Raw genomic sequence first — 16740 nt, forward strand, 5'->3', positions numbered from 1 at the left:
GCGCCCCATGACCGGCCCTGCGGCCATGGCTGCCGAGGTCTGCACGGCCGGTGTGATCTTGCGCAATACCGTCGCCCGACCCAGATGGCTCGGCACGGATCATCCACCCGAACCAACTGAACCATAAGGCGATGAGCGAGACGATGCAGCCGTTCGAGGCCGATGTCGGCCGTGTCCTCGATCTCGTGATCAACTCCCTCTACAAGGATCGCGAGATCTTCCTGCGGGAGCTGATCTCCAACGCGTCGGATGCGTGCGACAAGCTGCGCTACGAGAGCCTGAGCCGGCCGGAGCTGCTCGGCACCGACCCGGACCTCGAGATCACCATCCTGGCCGATGCCAAGAACGGTCTGCTGACGATCGCCGACAACGGCATCGGCATGACCCGCGAGGAGCTGGCCGAGAATCTCGGCACCATCGCGCGCTCGGGCACGGCGCGCTTCGCCGAGATGCTGACCGGCGACGCCAAGAAGGACGTCGACCTGATCGGCCGGTTCGGCGTGGGCTTCTATTCGGTGTTCATGGTGGCGGACAAGGCGGTGGTGATCTCGCGCCGGGCCGGCGACAGCACCGCCTGGAGCTGGGCATCGGACGGCCGCAGCGGCTTCGCCATCGAGGAGCTGCCGACCGATTCGTTCAAGCGCGGCACGGCGATCACCCTGCACCTCAAGGACGACGCCAAGGAGTTCCTGGACGAGTGGACGCTGCGCCGGATCGTGCGCACCCATTCCGACCACATCGCCCTGCCGATCCGGCTGCGGCTGATCAAGGCCGACCAGGAAGGCGACGAGCCGTCCGCCCCTGAGCAGATCAACGAGGGCTCAGCACTCTGGACCCGGCCCAAGTCCGAGATCACCGACGAGCAGTACAAGGAATTCTACCACCACGTAGCACACGCCTTCGACGAGCCGTTCGCCCGGGTCCACTTCAACGCCGAGGGCCTGCTCGAATACACGGCCCTGCTGTTCGTGCCGACCGCTAGGCCCTTCGACCTCTACGACCCGCGCCGCGCCCATGGGGTGAAGCTCTACGTCAAGCGGGTGTTCATCACGAGCAGCCTGGAGAACCTGCTGCCGCGCTACCTGCGCTTCGTGTCCGGCATCATCGACAGCCAGGACCTGCCGCTGAACGTCAGCCGCGAGACCCTGCAGCAGGGCAGCGTCGTGCCGAAGATGCGCAAGGCGATCGTCAAGCGGATCCTGGACGAGCTGAAGAACAAGGCCCAGGCGGAGGAGCAGGAGGCGAAGGACAAGTACCTGGCCTTCTGGACCGACTTCGGCGCAGTGCTGAAGGAGGGGCTGTACGAGGACGGCGAGAACCGCGAGCGGATCATGGAGCTGGCGCGCTTCCGCTCCACCCACTCCACTGACGGCTGGGTGTCGCTCGCCGACTATGTCGGCCGGATGAAGCCCGGCCAGGAGGCGATCTACGTGATCTCCGGTGAGAGTCACGCCGCCCTGCGCAACAGCCCGCAGCTGGAAGAGGCGCGCGCCAAGGGTGTGGAGGTGCTGCTGCTGGACGACCAGGTCGACCCGTTCTGGCTGGAGCAGGTGACCGAGCATGGCGGCAAGCCGATCCGGTCGCTGGCCAAGGGCGACGTGGACCTCTCCAACATCGAGAAGGACCCGGCCGAGGCGGACAAGCCCGAGGAGCCGGCCGCCGAGGAAGGCGATCTCGGCCGGCTGATCGCCAAGCTGAAGCTGGCGCTGGGCGACCAGGTCGCGGACGTGCGGGAAAGCAAGCGGCTGCGCCAGAGTGCGGTCTGCCTCGTGGCGGGCGACCAGGCGATGGACATGCGCCTGGAGCGGTTCCTCAAGAGCCACAACCAGCTGGACGTGCTGGCCAAGCGGATCCTGGAGGTGAACCCGCGCCACGACTTGGTCCGCCGCCTGGCCACGCTCGCCAAGGACGACACGCCGGACTTCGGGGAACTCGCCCACCTGCTGCTCGACCAGGCCCGGATCGTCGAAGGCGAGCCCCTGCCCGACCCGGCCGCGTTCGGCCGGCGCATGTCGACCTTCGTGGCGCGCGGCATCGGGATCTGAACCGGGGCCATCGGCCGGCCGGTGCCGCCGTGGCGTTGGTCCGCAGCGGCACCGGCCCTATATGTTCCGTCGAGACGGCCGCGGACGCGGCTGTGGTGCCCGGGCCGAGACGGAGGTGGACGATGCGGGGCTGGCGGACGGCAGCGCTTGCGGCAATCTTGGTCACGGCTGCGGGCGGGGCGCTCGCTGCGCCGATAGCGCCCGATGCCTTCAGGATGCGGACGTTCTCCGATCTCGTCGCGGTCTGCGGCGCCGATTCCGAGGATGCGGCCCAGTTCTGCCGCGGCTGGCTGGTCGGCAACGGCAGCCTCTATGCCACCTTGCTGCGCGCCGGTGCGATCCAGCCCTGGGCCTGCGCCGACCCGGTGCCGACCCTGGACGACATCCGCCGCGCGATCGTCGCCTGGGGCGAGACCAACCCGCAGACCGGCAGCGAGAGCGCGGTGGACGGGTTCTGGCGGGCCGCAGCCTCGATCTGGCCGTGCAAGCAATGACGGGAGAACAACGGGACATGAGCAGGATGAAGCGGCTGGGTGGCGTAGCGCTGCTGATCGCGAGCCTCGGCGTGGCGGGCTGCGCGGTGGACCGCCAGACCGGGCGCAGCACGGCGGTGGGTGCCGCCACCGGGGCGGCCGCGGGCGGCGTGGTCGGCCTGTTCGGCGGCAACTGGCTGAGCCAGGTCGGGATCGGGGCCGCCGCGGGTGCCGCGTCGGGCTTCGTGTACGACCAGATCCAGAAGAACTACTGAGCAGGCGGCAGGCGGCCAGGATCAGCCGTCCTGTCGTGATGGCGGTGCGGGCGGTCCCGCACCGGCCGCCGGCGGGCTGCGCCTTTACCGCGCAAGCCCCCATCCTGTATGGAGGCCGCCGCCTCACATGGGCCGGATGCAGGCGCATCCGACCAGGTCGGTCGTCGCCGGTGCAGCCCGGGCCCGTGTCGCCCGGCTCCGGCCAAGGGGAGTTCGAGACGAGATGGCTACTGCCCTCAAAGACATCCGCAACCTGCTGAAGGACCCCTCGCTCTTCAAGGAGCAGGCCTATATCGGCGGCAAGTGGGTGGGCGCCGACAGCGGCAAGACGATCGACGTGACCGATCCCGCCACCGGCGAGCGGCTGGGCTCCATCCCGGACATGGGCGAGGCCGAGACCCGGCGCGCCATCGAGGCCGCCGACGAGGCGTTCAAGTCCTGGAAGCAGAAGACCGGCAAGGAGCGCGCCGCGATCCTGCGCAAGTGGTTCGACCTCCTGATCGCGAACCAGGAAGACCTCGCGATCATCATGACCCGCGAGCAGGGCAAGTCGCTCACCGAGAGCCGCGGCGAGGTCGTCTACGGCGCCTCGTTCATCGAGTGGTTCGCCGAGGAGGCCAAGCGCATCTACGGTGACATCGTCCCGCAGACGGTAGCGTCGCGCCGCATCCTGGTGATGAAGCAGCCGGTCGGCGTGTGCGGCATGATCACGCCCTGGAACTTCCCGAACGCGATGATCACCCGCAAGTCGGCACCGGGTCTCGCGGTCGGCTGCACCGTGGTGATCAAGCCCGCGACCTACACGCCCTACTCCGCCCTGGCGCTGGCCGAGCTGGCCGAGCGCGCCGGCTTCCCGCCGGGCGTGTTCAACATCGTGACCGGCTCGGCGCGTAAGATCGCGGGCGAGCTCACCGAGAACAAGAAGGTCCGCAAGATCTCCTTCACCGGCTCCACCGAGGTGGGCAAGATCCTGCTCAAGCAGTGCGCCGACACGGTGAAGAAGGTCAGCATGGAGCTGGGCGGCCACGCGCCGTTCATCGTGTTCGACGATGCGGATGTCGATGCCGCCGTCCAGGGTGCGCTTGCCTGCAAGTTCCGCAACTCCGGCCAGACCTGCGTCTGCACCAACCGGATCTATGTCCAGGCCGGCATCTATGACGAGTTCGCGAAGAAGTTCGCGGAAGCCGCGGGCGCGCTCAAGGTCGGCAACGGCATGGAGGACGGCACCCAGATGGGCCCGCTGATCGAGCCGGCCGCGGTCGACAAGGCCGCCGAGCACGTCAAGGACGCGGTCGCCAAGGGCGCTTCGGTCCTGACCGGCGGCGATCGCCACCAGCTGGGCGGCCTGTTCTTCCAGCCGACCGTGCTCTCCGCCTGCAATATGGACATGCAGATCGCGCGCGAAGAGACGTTCGGTCCGGTGGCACCCCTGTTCCGCTTCGAGACGGAGGAGGAGGTGATCGCGCTGGCCAACGACAGCGACTACGGCCTGGCCGGCTACTTCTACTCCCGTGACCTCGGCCGAGTGTTCCGCGTCGCCGAGGCGTTGGAGGTCGGCCTGCTCGGCGTCAACGACGGCGTGATCGCCAACGAGGTGTCGCCGTTCGGCGGGGTGAAGCAGTCGGGCCTCGGCCGCGAGGGCAGCAAGTACGGCGTCGATGACTACCTGGAGCTGAAGTACGTCAGCCTGGGCGGCATCGGCGTCGCCCCGTAACCCTCCCGTCCACCAAAGCGAGGCCAAAGGCGTGAGCCAGCTCGACCTGTTCGTGATCGGCGGTGGGTCGGGCGGCGTCGCCTGCGCCCGCCGCGCCGCCTCCCACGGCGCCAAGGTGGCGCTCGCCGAGGATTCGCGCCTGGGCGGCACCTGCGTGATCCGCGGCTGCGTGCCGAAGAAGCTCATGCATTACGGTGCGAGCGTGCCGCACGAGCTGGCGGTGGCCCGGGACATGGGCTGGTCGTTCGGCGAGGTGCGGCACGACTTTCACGGCTTCCTCGAAGCGCGCAACCTCGAGATCGCGCGGCTGGAAGCGATCTATGGCGGCATGCTGGCGGGTGCCGGCGTGGCGGTGGTCAAGAGCCGTGCCAAGATCGCCTGCCGCCAGGGCGACGGCTTCGTGGTCGATGCCGGCGGCGAACTGTTTCAGACGAAACGGGTCCTGATCGCTACCGGTGCGGCCCCGTTCTTCCCCGACATCCCGGGCATCGAGCACGTGGTCACCTCCGACCAGGTGCTGGAGGACGTCTACGACCTGCCGGCACGGGTGGCGGTGATCGGGGCCGGCTATATCGGCGTGGAACTGGCCTGCATCTTCCAGGGCTTCGGGGCGAAGACCAGCTTGGTCCTGCGCGGCGACCAGCCGCTGCGCGGCTTCGACGAGGATCTGCGCCGCCATCTCACCGACCAGATGGCCGCAGGCGGGCTGGAGATCCTGAGCCGCAGCGTGGTGGAGCGCATCGAGCGCACGGCCAGCGGCCTGCGCCTCCATGGCATCGAGCCGGCGCTCGAGGCCGACCTCGTGGTCTACGCCACCGGGCGCCGGCCGATCCCCAAGACGCACGGCATCGGCCTGGAAGAGCTGGACGTTCGGATGGACCATGAGGGCGCAATCCTGGTCGACGACACCTACAAGAGCAGCGTGGACGGCCTCTACGCGGTCGGCGACTGCTCCGACCATGCCGGCTGCGGCGTGGACAGCGGCCAGTTCGACCTGACGCCGGTGGCGATCGCCGAGGGCCGCGCCATCGCCGAGCGGCTGTTCAACGACCGCGTCATGCCGGTGCGCTACGACACGCTGGCGACCGCGATCTTCTCCTCCCCGGAGGCGGCGACCTGCGGCCTGTCCGAGGTCCGCGCCCATGCCGAGGGCTACGACGTCGAGATCTACAAGGCCAATTTCCGGCCGATGCGAACCACGATGGGCCAGCACGCGCACCGGATCTTCATGAAGCTGGTAGTCGACCGGAAGACCGACCGGGTACTGGGCTGCCACATGGTCGGGCCCGAGGCCGGCGAGATCATCCAGGGCTTCGCCACCGCCATGACGGCCGGCGCCACCAAGGCCGACTTCGACGATACCATCGCGGTTCATCCCACCGCCGCGGAAGAGTTCGTCACCATGTACCAGCCGTTCAAAGGCTAGCTATACTGGCGGGGGAAGGAGAAACGGACATGGTCGCGAGCTGGAACCCTTCGACCTGGCGAGCGAAGGTCGCGCAGCAGATGCCGAGCTTCCCGGACCAGGCGGTGCTGACCGAGGTCGAGCAGCAACTGGCGGGCTACCCGCCGCTGGTGTTCGCCGGCGAGGCGCGCGAGCTGACCCAGAAGCTGGGCGACGTCGCCGAGGGCCGGGCCTTCCTCCTGCAGGGCGGCGACTGCGCCGAGGCGTTCGCCGACTTCACCGCCGACAAGATCCGCGACACGCTGCGGGTGATCCTGCAGATGGCCGTGGTGCTGACCTTCGGCTCGGGCATGCCGGTGGTGAAGCTCGGCCGGATCGCCGGCCAGTTCGCCAAGCCGCGCTCCGCCCCGGACGAGACGGTCGAGGGCGTGACCCTGCCGGCCTATCGCGGCGACATCGTGAACGGCTTGGCCTTCGAGGCCGGGCAGCGCGCCCCCGACCCCAGGCGCCAGCTCCAGGCCTATTCCCAGGCCGCGGCGACGCTCAACCTGCTGCGCGCCTTCACCCAAGGCGGCTATGCCTCACTCGACCGGGTGCAGGCCTGGAACCTGGGCTTCGTCGCCAACAGCCCGGAAGGCGAGCGCTACCAGGACATGGCCGACCGGATCACCGAATCGCTGGCCTTCATGCGCGCCTGCGGGATCACGGACGCCAACAATCCCGAGATCCTGCGCACCAGCTTCTTTACCAGCCACGAGGCGCTGCTGCTGGGCTTCGAGCAGGCGATGACGCGCGTGGATAGCACCAGCGGCCGCTGGTACGACACGTCCGCCCACCTGCTCTGGATCGGCGACCGTACCCGCCAGCTCGACGGCGCCCATGTCGAGTTCTGCCGCGGCATCGCCAACCCGCTGGGGCTCAAGTGCGGCCCGACCATGACGGCCGAGGACCTGCTGCGGCTGTGCGACCTCCTGAACCCGGACAACCGGCCCGGCCGGCTGACCCTGATCGCCCGGATGGGCCATGAGAAGGTCGAGCGCCACCTGCCGCCGCTCATCCGTGCCATCGAGCGCGAGGGCCGCAAGGTGGTCTGGGCCTGCGATCCCATGCACGGCAACACGATCAAGGCCGGCAGCGGCTACAAGACCCGGCCGTTCGACCGGATCCTGTCCGAGGTGCGCAGCTTCTTCGCCATCCACAAGGCGGAAGGCACCCATGCCGGCGGCGTCCATCTGGAGATGACCGGCCAGGACGTCACCGAATGCCTGGGCGGCGCCCAGGCGATCACCGAGGCCGGCCTGTCGGACCGCTATCACACCTATTGCGATCCCCGCCTGAACGCCCAGCAGTCGCTGGAGCTGGCCTTCCTGATGGCGCGGGCGCTGAAAGAGGAGCGCGAGCTCGTCCGGGTCGCGAGCTGAACCCGACCGAACAGCTCCTGCCGCCAGCCCCAGCTCCTGCCGGGCCTCCACGGGATCCTTGCATGTCGTCTCGCCCCACCACCCTCGCCGCGGCCGGCTACGGCCCCACCAACGGCGACATCGCCCGGTTCACCGACAAGTATTTCGTGCGCACCAAGGAAGTGGTGGAGCGGTACGGCGACGTCCGCGTCACCTATGCGGTGTTCATGCGCCGCCCGGTCCTGTTCGCGCCGCGCCTGGCGCTGGACTGGCTGACCCGGATCATGGCCGAGCGCGGGATCGAGATCGAACTGGACCTGCACTTCAAGGAAGGCGACTGGGTCGGTGCCGGCGAGCCGATGCTCTACCTGACCGGGCCGTTCGCCGGCCTGGTCGACCTGGAGACCATCCTGCTGCAGCGGCTGGGCCCCTGCTGCGTGGCGGCATTCAACGCCTACAACATGTGCACCGACCTGCCCAAGGTCGGCTTCCTCGCCATGGACGCAAGGCACTGTGCCGGTGCGGAGATGGGCGAGATGATGGCCTACTCCGCCTCGGTGGGCTCGGCCGAGGCCAGGCGCCGGGCCGGTGCCGTGGGCTTCATCGGCAATTCCGTGGACGCCACCGCGCATTTCTTCGGCCGGGACGAGGGCAGCGGCACCATGCCCCACGCGCTGATCGGCTATGCCGGCAGCACGGTGCGCGCGGCCGAGATGTTCCACGAGACCTTCCCCGACCAGCCGCTCACCGTGCTGGTCGACTTCTTCGGCCAGGAGATCACCGACAGCCTGGCGGTCTGCGCCCGCTTCCCCGAGCTGGCGGCATCCGGCCAGCTCTCCATCCGGCTCGACACCCATGGCGGCCGGTTCGTGGAGGGGCTGGACACCGCGGAGTCCTATGCGGTGCTGGATCGCCACGTGCCCGACGCGATCCGCACCTACCGCACCCACGAGGAATTGCGCTGGCTGACCGGCACCGGCGTGTCCGCGGCCGCCATCTGGCATGTCCGCGAGCAGCTCGACCGGGCCGGCTACCCGCGGGTGCGCATCATCGCCTCCTCGGGCTTCAGCCCGCAGAAGTGCAAGCTGATGGCGTCCGTCCGCGCCCCCATCGACGTGGTCGGCACCGGCTCCTACCTGCCCGACCAGTGGACCGAGACCTACGCCACTGCCGACGTGATCGCCTATGACGGCCAGTACCGGGTCAAGGTCGGCCGCGAGTTCCTGTTCCCCAACAAGGCCAAGTCGCAGGGCTGACCCGCCGGGTCAGCCCCCGGTGGCCAGGGCTTCGCCGGAGGCCGGCGGGTTGCGGCGCCGGTGCAGCGTCATCCAGGCCAGCAGCGCGGTACCCAGGGCGATCGCGGCGCACAGGATGGAGGAGAGCTCCATCGCTTGGGTGAAGGCGGCCTTTGAGGCTTCAGCCAGCGCGGCGCCGGCACTACCCGGCAGGTCCTCGGCCACCTCCAGGGCGGCCGCCAGCGTGCCGCTCGCCGCCAGCGCCAGCTCGGCCGGCAGCTCCGCCGGCAGGGCCGGTATCACCCGCTCGCGATAGACCGCGGTCAGCACGCTGCCCAGCACGGCGATCCCGATGGCCCCGCCGAACTCGAAGCTGGTCTCGGAGATCGCCGAGGCGGCACCGGCGCGCTCCGGCGGTGCGGAGCCCAGCACCAGGTCGGTGGTGAGCGTGCCGACCGGCGACAGGCCCAGGCAGAACACCAGCATGCCGGTGACCAGCACGGCCAGCGGCCAGCTCCCGCCTAGCTGGGTGAGGATCACGAAGCCCAGCGCCGCCAGCGCCAGCGCGCCGGCGATGACCGTGGCCGGCTGCCAGCGGCGCACCAGCAAGGGCGCCACCATCGAGCCGGCCGCGAACGCGATCCCGGACGGCGCCACCCACAGGCCCGCCTCCAGCGGCCCCATGCCCAGCACGAGCTGGAGATACTGGCCGATCACCAGGAAGAAGCCGAGGGCCGCGAACAGGGACAGGAGGTTGATGAGCAGTGCCGCGCTGAACGAGGGGATGCGGAACAGCGACACGTCGATCAGCGGATCATCCAGGCGGCGCTGGCGGCGCACGAACAGAAGCCCGACGGCGAGGCCCGCCAGGATCGCCAATGCTGGCAGCAGGCCGAAGCCCGCCTCCGCACTGTGCTTGATGCCGTAGATCACGGCCAGCACCGCCACGACCGACAGGGCGGCACTCGGCAGGTCCATCCTGCCTGCGTCCGGATCGCGCGCCTCCGGCAGGAGGAAGGGGCCCAGCACCAGCAGGAGCAGCATCACCGGCAGGGCGATCAGGAACACCGAGCCCCACCAGAAATGCTCCAGCAGCACGCCGCCCACCACCGGCCCGATCGCGGCACCGGCCGAGAAGCTGGCGATCCAGACGCCGATCGCGAAGGTGCGCTGCCGGTCGTCCTGGAACATGGTGCGGATCAGGGAAAGGGTGGAAGGCGCCAGGGTAGCGCCGGCCAGGCCCAGCACGGCGCGCGCCAGGATCAGCAGTTCGGCGCTGGGTGCGAAGGCCGCCAGCACCGAGGCGACGCCGAACGCGGCGGCACCGATCAGCAGCAGCCGGCGCCGGCCGATCCGGTCGCCGAGCGTGCCCATGGTGATCAGCGAGCCCGCGACCAGGAAGCCGTAGATGTCGACGATCCACAAGAGCTGGGCCGCACTCGGCCGCAGGTCGGCGGAGAGCTGGGGAATCGCCAGGTTCAGGACGGTCAGGTCCATGGAATAGACCAGGCAGGGCAGCGCCAGCACGGCGAGGCCGATCCATTCGCGCGGCGTGGCGCGGCTGCCCGGCATGACGTCAACAGTCATGGGGAGGACGATCCAGGAAGGTCGGCCGCGCGGCGAGCGCGCGGGGGGCGGGATCACTAAATGAACTAGTTAACCATGTCCAGCCACCGGCCCCCTCGCCTATTTAGTGGCAGGCTCAGCCATAGGCCAGGCGCAGTCCCGACTCCGGCCAGGGCAGCTCGACCAGTTGGCCGATGCCCGACAGGGTCACGTACGCGGTGCGCAGGTCGGGCCCGCCGAAGCAGATATTGGTCACCATCGGGTCGTCGAAGCGGCGCCGGTCCAGGATCTCACCGGTTGGCGAGATGGTGGTGATCTCGCCCGTGATCAGCGTCGCCACGCAGATATTGCCGGATGCGGTCACCGCCAGGCTGTCGAACCGGGCGTAGCCCGGCATGGTGCAGAGCAGCCGGCCGCCATGCGGGCTCGGCCATTTCTCCTTGCGCAGCTCGCCCGGCCCCACGATGTCCCAGGCCCACAGCCGTGCCGTCTCGGTCTCGGCGACATAGAGGGTGCGGTTGTCCGGCGACAGGCCGATCCCGTTGGCGCCGCCCGCGATCGGGTGGGCGACCTCGACGATGCGGCTGCCGTCCGCCGCCGCCCAGTAGGCGCCGCCATGGTCGCGGTCACGCGCCCGGCTCTTGCCCAGGTCGCTGAACCAGAAGCCCGGCTCCCAGCCGCAATCCGGCAGGTCGAACATGATGTCGTTCGGCCCGCGCAGGGGGTGATCGCCGCAACGGTCATAGAGGCGGCGCAGCTCACCGGTGGCCGGGTCGAAGGTCTCGATCCGCCCGCCGGAATAGTCTTCCGCCTGGCCGGCCGTGTGGAGGATGCCGTCATCCTCCTTCCAGGCGAAGCCGCCATTGTTGCACAGGTAGAGCAGGCCGTTCGGGCCCATCGCCAGCCCGTTCGGGCCGTCGCAGCGGTCCGCCAGCACCGACTTGGTGCCGTCCGGTGCCACCTTCGTGATCCGGCCGGCGGCGATCTCCACCAGGATGATCGACCCGTCCGGCATCACCACCGGCCCTTCCGGAAAGCGCAGCCCGTCCGCCAGCACCCGCTCGTCCGCCATGTCGCACTCTCCCTGCTCGTTGCCATGGCTGTACCGGCCGCCGGCGCCTTCGTGAAGAGCGTCGCGGGACTGCCCGGGCGTCGTCGCTCCCCACGACTATCGGTTGAGGAAAGATTTCCTGAAATAGGCGGAAGTATTGCATGCGGCTGATCATGTACTTGTACGAGCCTTAGGGCTGCGGCCATCGAGCGATGGGAGGAGAAGGGCCACCATGTCCCTAACTCCGCTCGCCAGCCGGGCCGCAACTCAATCGAGACTACCTGGAAACCGAGGGACGCCCGCGACGTTCAACCACCACGCTTGGTCCTCTTGATGATCGAGGAGGCATTGGTCTTGGGCGCCCGGGACGAGATCGCGCGATTGCGCCGGCACCAGCAGGTCCTGATGGAGCTTGCGCATCTGGCGGCACACCGGCTGCCGATGGACGGGCTGCTGGAGACCTCGATGGTGCAGGTCGCCCGCGGGGTCAAGATCGACCACGTCAAGCTGATGCGCTACCGGCCGGAGACCGGCGACCTCCTGGTCGAGGCCGGGGTCGGCTGGAAGGAGGGGGTGGTCGGCCATGCCACCTTCGGTGTCGACCTGTCGTCACCGCCCGGCCATGCCTTCCAGACCGGTCAGCCGGTCCATATCCTCGACCTGCCCCGGTCCGACGAGTACCGGATATCGGCGACCCTGCGCGAGCACGGCATCGTGTCGGTGCTGAACGTGCCGGTGCAGATCGATGGCGGCACCTGGGGCGTGCTGGAAGTCGACAGCAGCGTGGAGCGCGACTTCAGCGGCGATACCCGGAACTTCCTGATGATCGCCGCCTCGATCATCGCGTCGGCGATCCACCGCGAGCAGATCGGCCTGCAGCACGAGCAGGCCATCGCCGAGCTGGCGCTGGAATCACGCCGGCACCAGCTGCTGCTCCACGAGATGCAGCACCGGACCAAGAACAATTTCCAGACGATCCTGTCGATGATCTCGATCCAGGCGGCGCGGCTGCAGACGGAGAAGGGCCGCAACGTGCTGGGCAAGATCGCCGACGGCATCATGGCCATGGCGCTGGCCCACGACCAGCTCGCCCCGACGCAGGGCGGCGAGCTGGTCAACCTGCCCACCTATCTGCGCGCCCTGACCGCCAGCATCCAGAAGCCCCTGGAGACCGTCACCGTCGATGTCCGCGCCGACGAGCTCAGCGCGCCGATCGAGTACGCCGTCCCGATCGGCCTCATCGTCAACGAGCTGGTCACCAACAGCGTCAAGCACGGCTTCGACGAGGCCGGCGGCGCCATCCATGTCGAGCTGGTGTCCGGCTCCGGCCGCGGCGAGATCAGCCTGGAGGTGGTCGACAACGGCAAGGGCATCGACCCCGCGAAGCCGGGCGGGTCGGGCCTCAAGCTCATCGAGGCGCTGGCCCGCCAGATCCGCGGCCGGATGGAGCAGGAGAGCTCGCCGGCGGGTACCAGGACCCGCCTGAACTTCACGCTCCCCTGACACTGGCCCCCGACGCGGGGCCCCCTGGCCTGACCTTCCGGCTCAGAACGCGAGCTGCTTGGCCTGGATGACGTGCGGCAGCGCCCGGATCCGCTCCAGCACGTCCGCCGGCACGGGCTGGTCGATCGCGACCAGCGCGATCGCGTCGCCGCCCGGCCGGTCGCGGCCCAGATGGAAGGTCGCGATGTTGACCTCCGCTTCGCCCAGGAGCTGGCCGAGCGCGCCGATGAAGCCCGGCTTGTCCTGGTTGCGCACGTAGAGGACGCTGCCGGACAGTTCCGCATCGATCGGGATGGCGCGGATCTCGACCAGGCGCGGCTTCACGCCCTGGAACAGCGTGCCCGAGACGGTGCGCGGCCCCTTCTCCGTGACCACCTCCAGCTTGATCAGGGTCTGGTAGCCGTCGACATGCTCGTGGGTGACGGTGGTGAGCTGGATGCCGCGCGACTTCGCCAGCGCCGGCGCGTTCACCATGTTCACCGAGGCGGCGAACGGGGCGAGCAGGCCCTTGAGGATCAGCTGGGTGAGCGGCTTGTTGTTCAGCGTGGCCGCCTGGCCGGCGAAGGTGACGGTGGCCTCCTTCAGCCCGGTCTCGGTGAGCTGGCCGGCGAAGCTGCCGAGCTGCTCGGCGAGCTGCATGTAGGGCCGCAGCCTGGGCGCGTCCTCGGCCGACACGCTCGGCATGTTCAGCGCGTTGATGATCGCGCCGTCCAGCAGATAGTCGGAGATCTGCTCGGCCACCTGCAGCGCCACGTTCTCCTGGGCTTCGGTGGTGCTGGCGCCCAGATGCGGGGTCACCACCACCTGCTCCAGCCCGAACAGCGGGCTCTCCTTGGCCGGCTCGGTCGCGAAGACGTCCAGCGCCGCACCCGCGACATGGCCCGCCACGATCAGGTCGTGCAGCGCCTCCTCGTCCACCAGGCCGCCACGTGCGCAGTTCACGATCCGCACGCCCTTCCGGCAGGACAGGAGCCGCTCGCGGGAGAACAGGTTGCGGGTCTGGTCGGTGAGCGGCGTGTGCAGGGTGATGACGTCGGCGCGCCGGCAGAGCTCATCCAGCTCGACCTTCTCGATGCCCAGCTCCTCGGCCCGCGCGTCCGACAGGAACGGGTCGAAGCCCACCACCTTCATCTTCAGCCCGCGCGCCCGGTCGGCGACGATCGAGCCGATATTGCCGCAGCCGACGATGCCCAGCGTCTTGCCGGTCAGCTCCACGCCCATGAAGCGGGACTTCTCCCACTTGCCGGCCCGGGTCGAGCGGTCGGCCGCCGGAATGTCGCGGGCCAGCGCCATCATCATGGAGATGGCGTGCTCGGCCGTGGTGGTGGCGTTGCCGAACGGCGTGTTCATCACGACCACGCCGGCCGCGGTCGCCGCCTCGACGTCGACATTGTCGACCCCGATGCCGGCCCGGCCGACCACCTTGAGCTTAGGTGCGGCCTTGAGCACCTCGGCGGTGACCTTGGTGGCAGACCGGATCGCCAGGCCGTCATATTCCCCGATGATCTCGAGGAGCTGGTCCTTGCTGAGGCCGACCTTGATGTCGGTTTCCACGCCGCGGCGCTGGAAGATCTCGACGGCGGCGGGGCTGAGTTTGTCGGCGATCAGAACTTTGGGCATGCCGATGCCTTTCCCGGCACGAGGATGACGTCAGGGGCAGAAAGGGGCGCTGCGGGCCGCCGTCAGGAGGCCTCGGCGTCCAGGCGGGAAGCGACCTCGCCGAACGCCCAGCCGAGCCAGGGCAGCAGGGCCTTCGTGTCGGCCACGTCGACCGTGGCCCCGCCCCAGATCCGCAGGCCGGGCGGTGCGTCGCGGTAGCCGGCGATGTCGTAGGCGACCTGCTCCTTCGCGAGCAGGCCCGCCAGCTCCTTGACCACCTTCTGCTGGTCGGATTCGGCCAGCGAGGCGACCCGAGGGTCGGCGATCTTCAGGCAGATCGAGGTGCAGGAGCGGGTAGCGGGCTCCGCCGCCAGGAAGTCCACCCAGGCCGTGTCCGCCACCCAGGCGGAGATCGCGGCGAGATTGGCCTCCGAGCGGGCGATCAGGCCCTTCAGCCCGCCCACCTCTTCGGCCCAGCGCAGCCCGTCCAGCGCGTCCTCGACCGCCAGCATGGACGGCGTGTTGATCGTCTCGCCCTTGAAGATGCCCTCGATCAGCTTGCCGCCCTTGGTCAGGCGGAAGAGCTTGGGCAGCGGCCAGGCCGGCTTGTAGCTCTCGAGGCGCTCGACCGCGCGCGGCGAGAGCGCCAGCATGCCGTGCTGCGCTTCCCCACCCAGCACCTTCTGCCAGGACCAGGTGGTCACATCGAGCTTGGACCAGGGCAGGTCCATGGCGAACGCCGCCGAGGTCGCGTCGCAGAACGTCAGGCCTTCCCGATCATCCGCGATCCAGTCGCCATTCGGCACGCGCACGCCCGAGGTCGTGCCGTTCCAGGTGAACACCACGTCCCGGGCGAAATCGACCTGGCCCAGGTCCGGCAGGTCGCCATAGCCGGCGGAAAGGGTGCGCACGTCCGAAAGCTCGAGCTGCTTGGTCGCGTCCGTGACCCAGCCCTCGCCGAAGCTCTCCCAGGCCAAGAGGTCGACCCCGCGCGCGCCCAGCATCGACCACATCGCCGCCTCGAAGGCGCCGGTGTCCGAGCCGGGCAGGATCCCCAGCCGGTAGTCGGCCGGGATGCCCAGCACCTGGCGAGAGCGCTCGATCACCTCGTTGATACGCGCCTTGGCCACGGCATCGCGATGGGACCGGCCGAGCATCGCCCCTTCCAGGCCGGACAGCAACCAGCCGGGCCGCTTGGCGGTCGGGCCGGAGCCGAAGAACGGGCGGTCGGGGCGGGTGGTCGGCTTCATCAGCGAAGCGTCCTCTGTCGTCGGATGAGGTCGGCGCGGAACCTAGGCCTGCCGATCCCGCACCGCAACATTGGCGCGGTCCCTGTCCAGCCCCGCGGCGACAAGGAATTCTTCAGCCACGCCATCACCGCCGCTGAACCCGGCACCGCCTTTCAAGCCGCTTGCTCCGATCCCAGCGCGCGAACATGCTGTGTATCGAGACAATTCGACAACGGGCTCAGGGAGGCTCGCCATGACCGTGCGGATGCGGCGCCGGACCACGCTGGCAGGGATGCTGCTGGCGGCATGCGGCACGATCGCCATGCCCCTGGCCGGTGCCGGCGCCCAGGAGCCGATCGGCGCGCTGACCCTGATCGCCCCGGCCGGCCCGGGCGGCGGTTGGGACCAGACCGCGCGGGCCCTGCAGGCGGCGATGCAGCAGGAAGGCCTGGCTGGTGCGGTCACCGTCGAGAACATCCCGGGTGCCGGCGGCACGATCGGCCTTGCCCAGTTCGTCGAGCGGGAGCGCGGCCAGGGCGACGCGCTCCTGGTCGGCGGCCTCGTGATGCTGGGCGCCATCATCACCAACGGCGCCCCGGTCACGCTCGACCAGGTCACCCCGATCGCCCGGCTGACCGGCGAGTACGAGGTCGTGGTGGTGCCGGCTTCGTCCGAGCTGCAGTCCATGCAGGACCTGGTGGCGGCGCTCAGGAACGACCCGGGCTCGGTCGCCTGGGGCGGCGGCTCGGCCGGCGGCACCGACCATATCCTGGCCGGGCTGATCGCGCAGGAAGCCGGGGTCGACCCGTCCAAGGTCAACTACGTGCCGTTCTCCGGCGGCGGCGAGGCGCTGGCAGCCGTGATGGGCGGGCATGTCGCCGCCGGGATCTCGGGCTTGAGCGAATGGGTCGGGCAGATCCAGGCCGGCACGCTGCGCGCCCTCGCCATCTCCTCGCCGGAGCGGCTGGAAGGGCTGGACGCGCCGACCCTGCGCGAGACCGGCCTCGATCTCGACCTGGTCAACTGGCGCAGCGTCATGGCACCGCCGGATCTCGACGAGGCCGAGCGCGCCGCCCTGGTCGATCTGGTCGACCGGACGGCCAAGAGCGCTGCCTGGCAGGAGACGCTCAAGAGCAAGGGCTGGGACGACGCCTATCTGCCGGCGGACGAGTTCGCGAGCTTCCTCCAGGAGGAGGACGCCCGGGTGACCGGCCTGCTGCAGACGATCGGCCTGGCCAAGTAGCG

The 16740-nt window shown here is 69.4% G+C and carries 13 protein-coding genes; 9 read left to right on the plus strand and 4 right to left on the minus strand.

Annotated elements, in window-relative coordinates; translation table 11 throughout:
• The first annotated feature begins 131 nt into the window (after positions 1 to 131).
• The 7 genes from htpG (at position 132) to HLA95_RS12255 (ending at position 8568) form a co-directional block, all read left to right on the plus strand.
• Positions 132 to 2045, plus strand: a complete 1914-nt coding sequence (gene htpG, locus HLA95_RS12225; protein WP_191060854.1) for a molecular chaperone HtpG — start codon at positions 132 to 134, stop codon at positions 2043 to 2045.
• A gap of 122 nt (positions 2046 to 2167) precedes the next feature.
• Complete coding sequence (locus tag HLA95_RS12230; RefSeq protein WP_222183485.1) at positions 2168 to 2539, plus strand: Rap1a/Tai family immunity protein; 372 nt, start codon at positions 2168 to 2170, stop codon at positions 2537 to 2539.
• A gap of 17 nt (positions 2540 to 2556) precedes the next feature.
• The gene (locus HLA95_RS12235; protein ID WP_222183487.1) at positions 2557 to 2793 is read left to right on the plus strand and encodes a YMGG-like glycine zipper-containing protein; all 237 of its coding nucleotides are present in this window, start codon (positions 2557 to 2559) and stop codon (positions 2791 to 2793) included.
• Between the two features lie 223 nt (positions 2794 to 3016).
• Positions 3017 to 4507 carry an NAD-dependent succinate-semialdehyde dehydrogenase gene (locus tag HLA95_RS12240; protein ID WP_191060451.1) on the plus strand — a complete coding sequence of 497 codons (1491 nt, stop codon included), beginning with the start codon at positions 3017 to 3019 and terminating at the stop codon, positions 4505 to 4507.
• 31 nt (positions 4508 to 4538) lie between these two features.
• A complete protein-coding gene (gene gorA / locus HLA95_RS12245) occupies positions 4539 to 5933 on the plus strand; it encodes a glutathione-disulfide reductase (protein ID WP_191060450.1) in 1395 nt (464 codons plus the stop codon).
• A gap of 29 nt (positions 5934 to 5962) precedes the next feature.
• A complete protein-coding gene (locus tag HLA95_RS12250; RefSeq protein WP_191060449.1) occupies positions 5963 to 7333 on the plus strand; it encodes a class II 3-deoxy-7-phosphoheptulonate synthase in 1371 nt (456 codons plus the stop codon).
• A 62-nt stretch (positions 7334 to 7395) separates the two neighbouring features.
• Entirely contained in the window at positions 7396 to 8568 is a 1173-nt protein-coding gene (locus HLA95_RS12255) for a nicotinate phosphoribosyltransferase (protein ID WP_191060448.1), read from the plus strand.
• A gap of 9 nt (positions 8569 to 8577) precedes the next feature.
• On the opposite strand, the gene HLA95_RS12260 is transcribed toward HLA95_RS12255, so the two are convergent.
• Both HLA95_RS12260 and HLA95_RS12265 read right to left on the minus strand, forming a co-directional pair.
• Positions 8578 to 10134: an MFS transporter gene (locus HLA95_RS12260; RefSeq protein WP_222183489.1), complete on the minus strand. Its 1557-nt coding sequence runs from the start codon at positions 10132 to 10134 to the stop codon at positions 8578 to 8580.
• 115 nt (positions 10135 to 10249) lie between these two features.
• On the minus strand, positions 10250 to 11185 hold the full coding sequence (locus HLA95_RS12265; protein WP_191060846.1) for an SMP-30/gluconolactonase/LRE family protein: 936 nt from the start codon (positions 11183 to 11185) through the stop codon (positions 10250 to 10252).
• A gap of 333 nt (positions 11186 to 11518) precedes the next feature.
• Here HLA95_RS12265 and HLA95_RS12270 point away from each other — a divergent pair, with 333 nt between their 5' ends.
• A complete protein-coding gene (locus HLA95_RS12270; protein WP_191060845.1) occupies positions 11519 to 12667 on the plus strand; it encodes a sensor histidine kinase in 1149 nt (382 codons plus the stop codon).
• Between the two features lie 42 nt (positions 12668 to 12709).
• On the opposite strand, the gene serA is transcribed toward HLA95_RS12270, so the two are convergent.
• Both serA and HLA95_RS12280 read right to left on the minus strand, forming a co-directional pair.
• Entirely contained in the window at positions 12710 to 14287 is a 1578-nt protein-coding gene (gene serA / locus HLA95_RS12275) for a phosphoglycerate dehydrogenase (protein WP_222183491.1), read from the minus strand.
• Positions 14288 to 14349: 62 nt separating this feature from the next.
• Positions 14350 to 15516 (minus strand): phosphoserine transaminase, encoded by a 1167-nt coding sequence (locus HLA95_RS12280; protein ID WP_191062066.1) that lies wholly within the window; start codon positions 15514 to 15516, stop codon positions 14350 to 14352.
• 244 nt (positions 15517 to 15760) lie between these two features.
• On the opposite strand from HLA95_RS12280, the gene HLA95_RS12285 reads away from it, so the two are divergent.
• The gene (locus HLA95_RS12285; RefSeq protein ID WP_222183562.1) at positions 15761 to 16738 is read left to right on the plus strand and encodes a Bug family tripartite tricarboxylate transporter substrate binding protein; all 978 of its coding nucleotides are present in this window, start codon (positions 15761 to 15763) and stop codon (positions 16736 to 16738) included.
• Positions 16739 to 16740: the final 2 nt, after the last annotated feature.

Source organism: Geminicoccus harenae, from assembly GCF_019800005.1.
Classification (GTDB): Bacteria; Pseudomonadota; Alphaproteobacteria; order Geminicoccales; family Geminicoccaceae; genus Geminicoccus; species Geminicoccus harenae.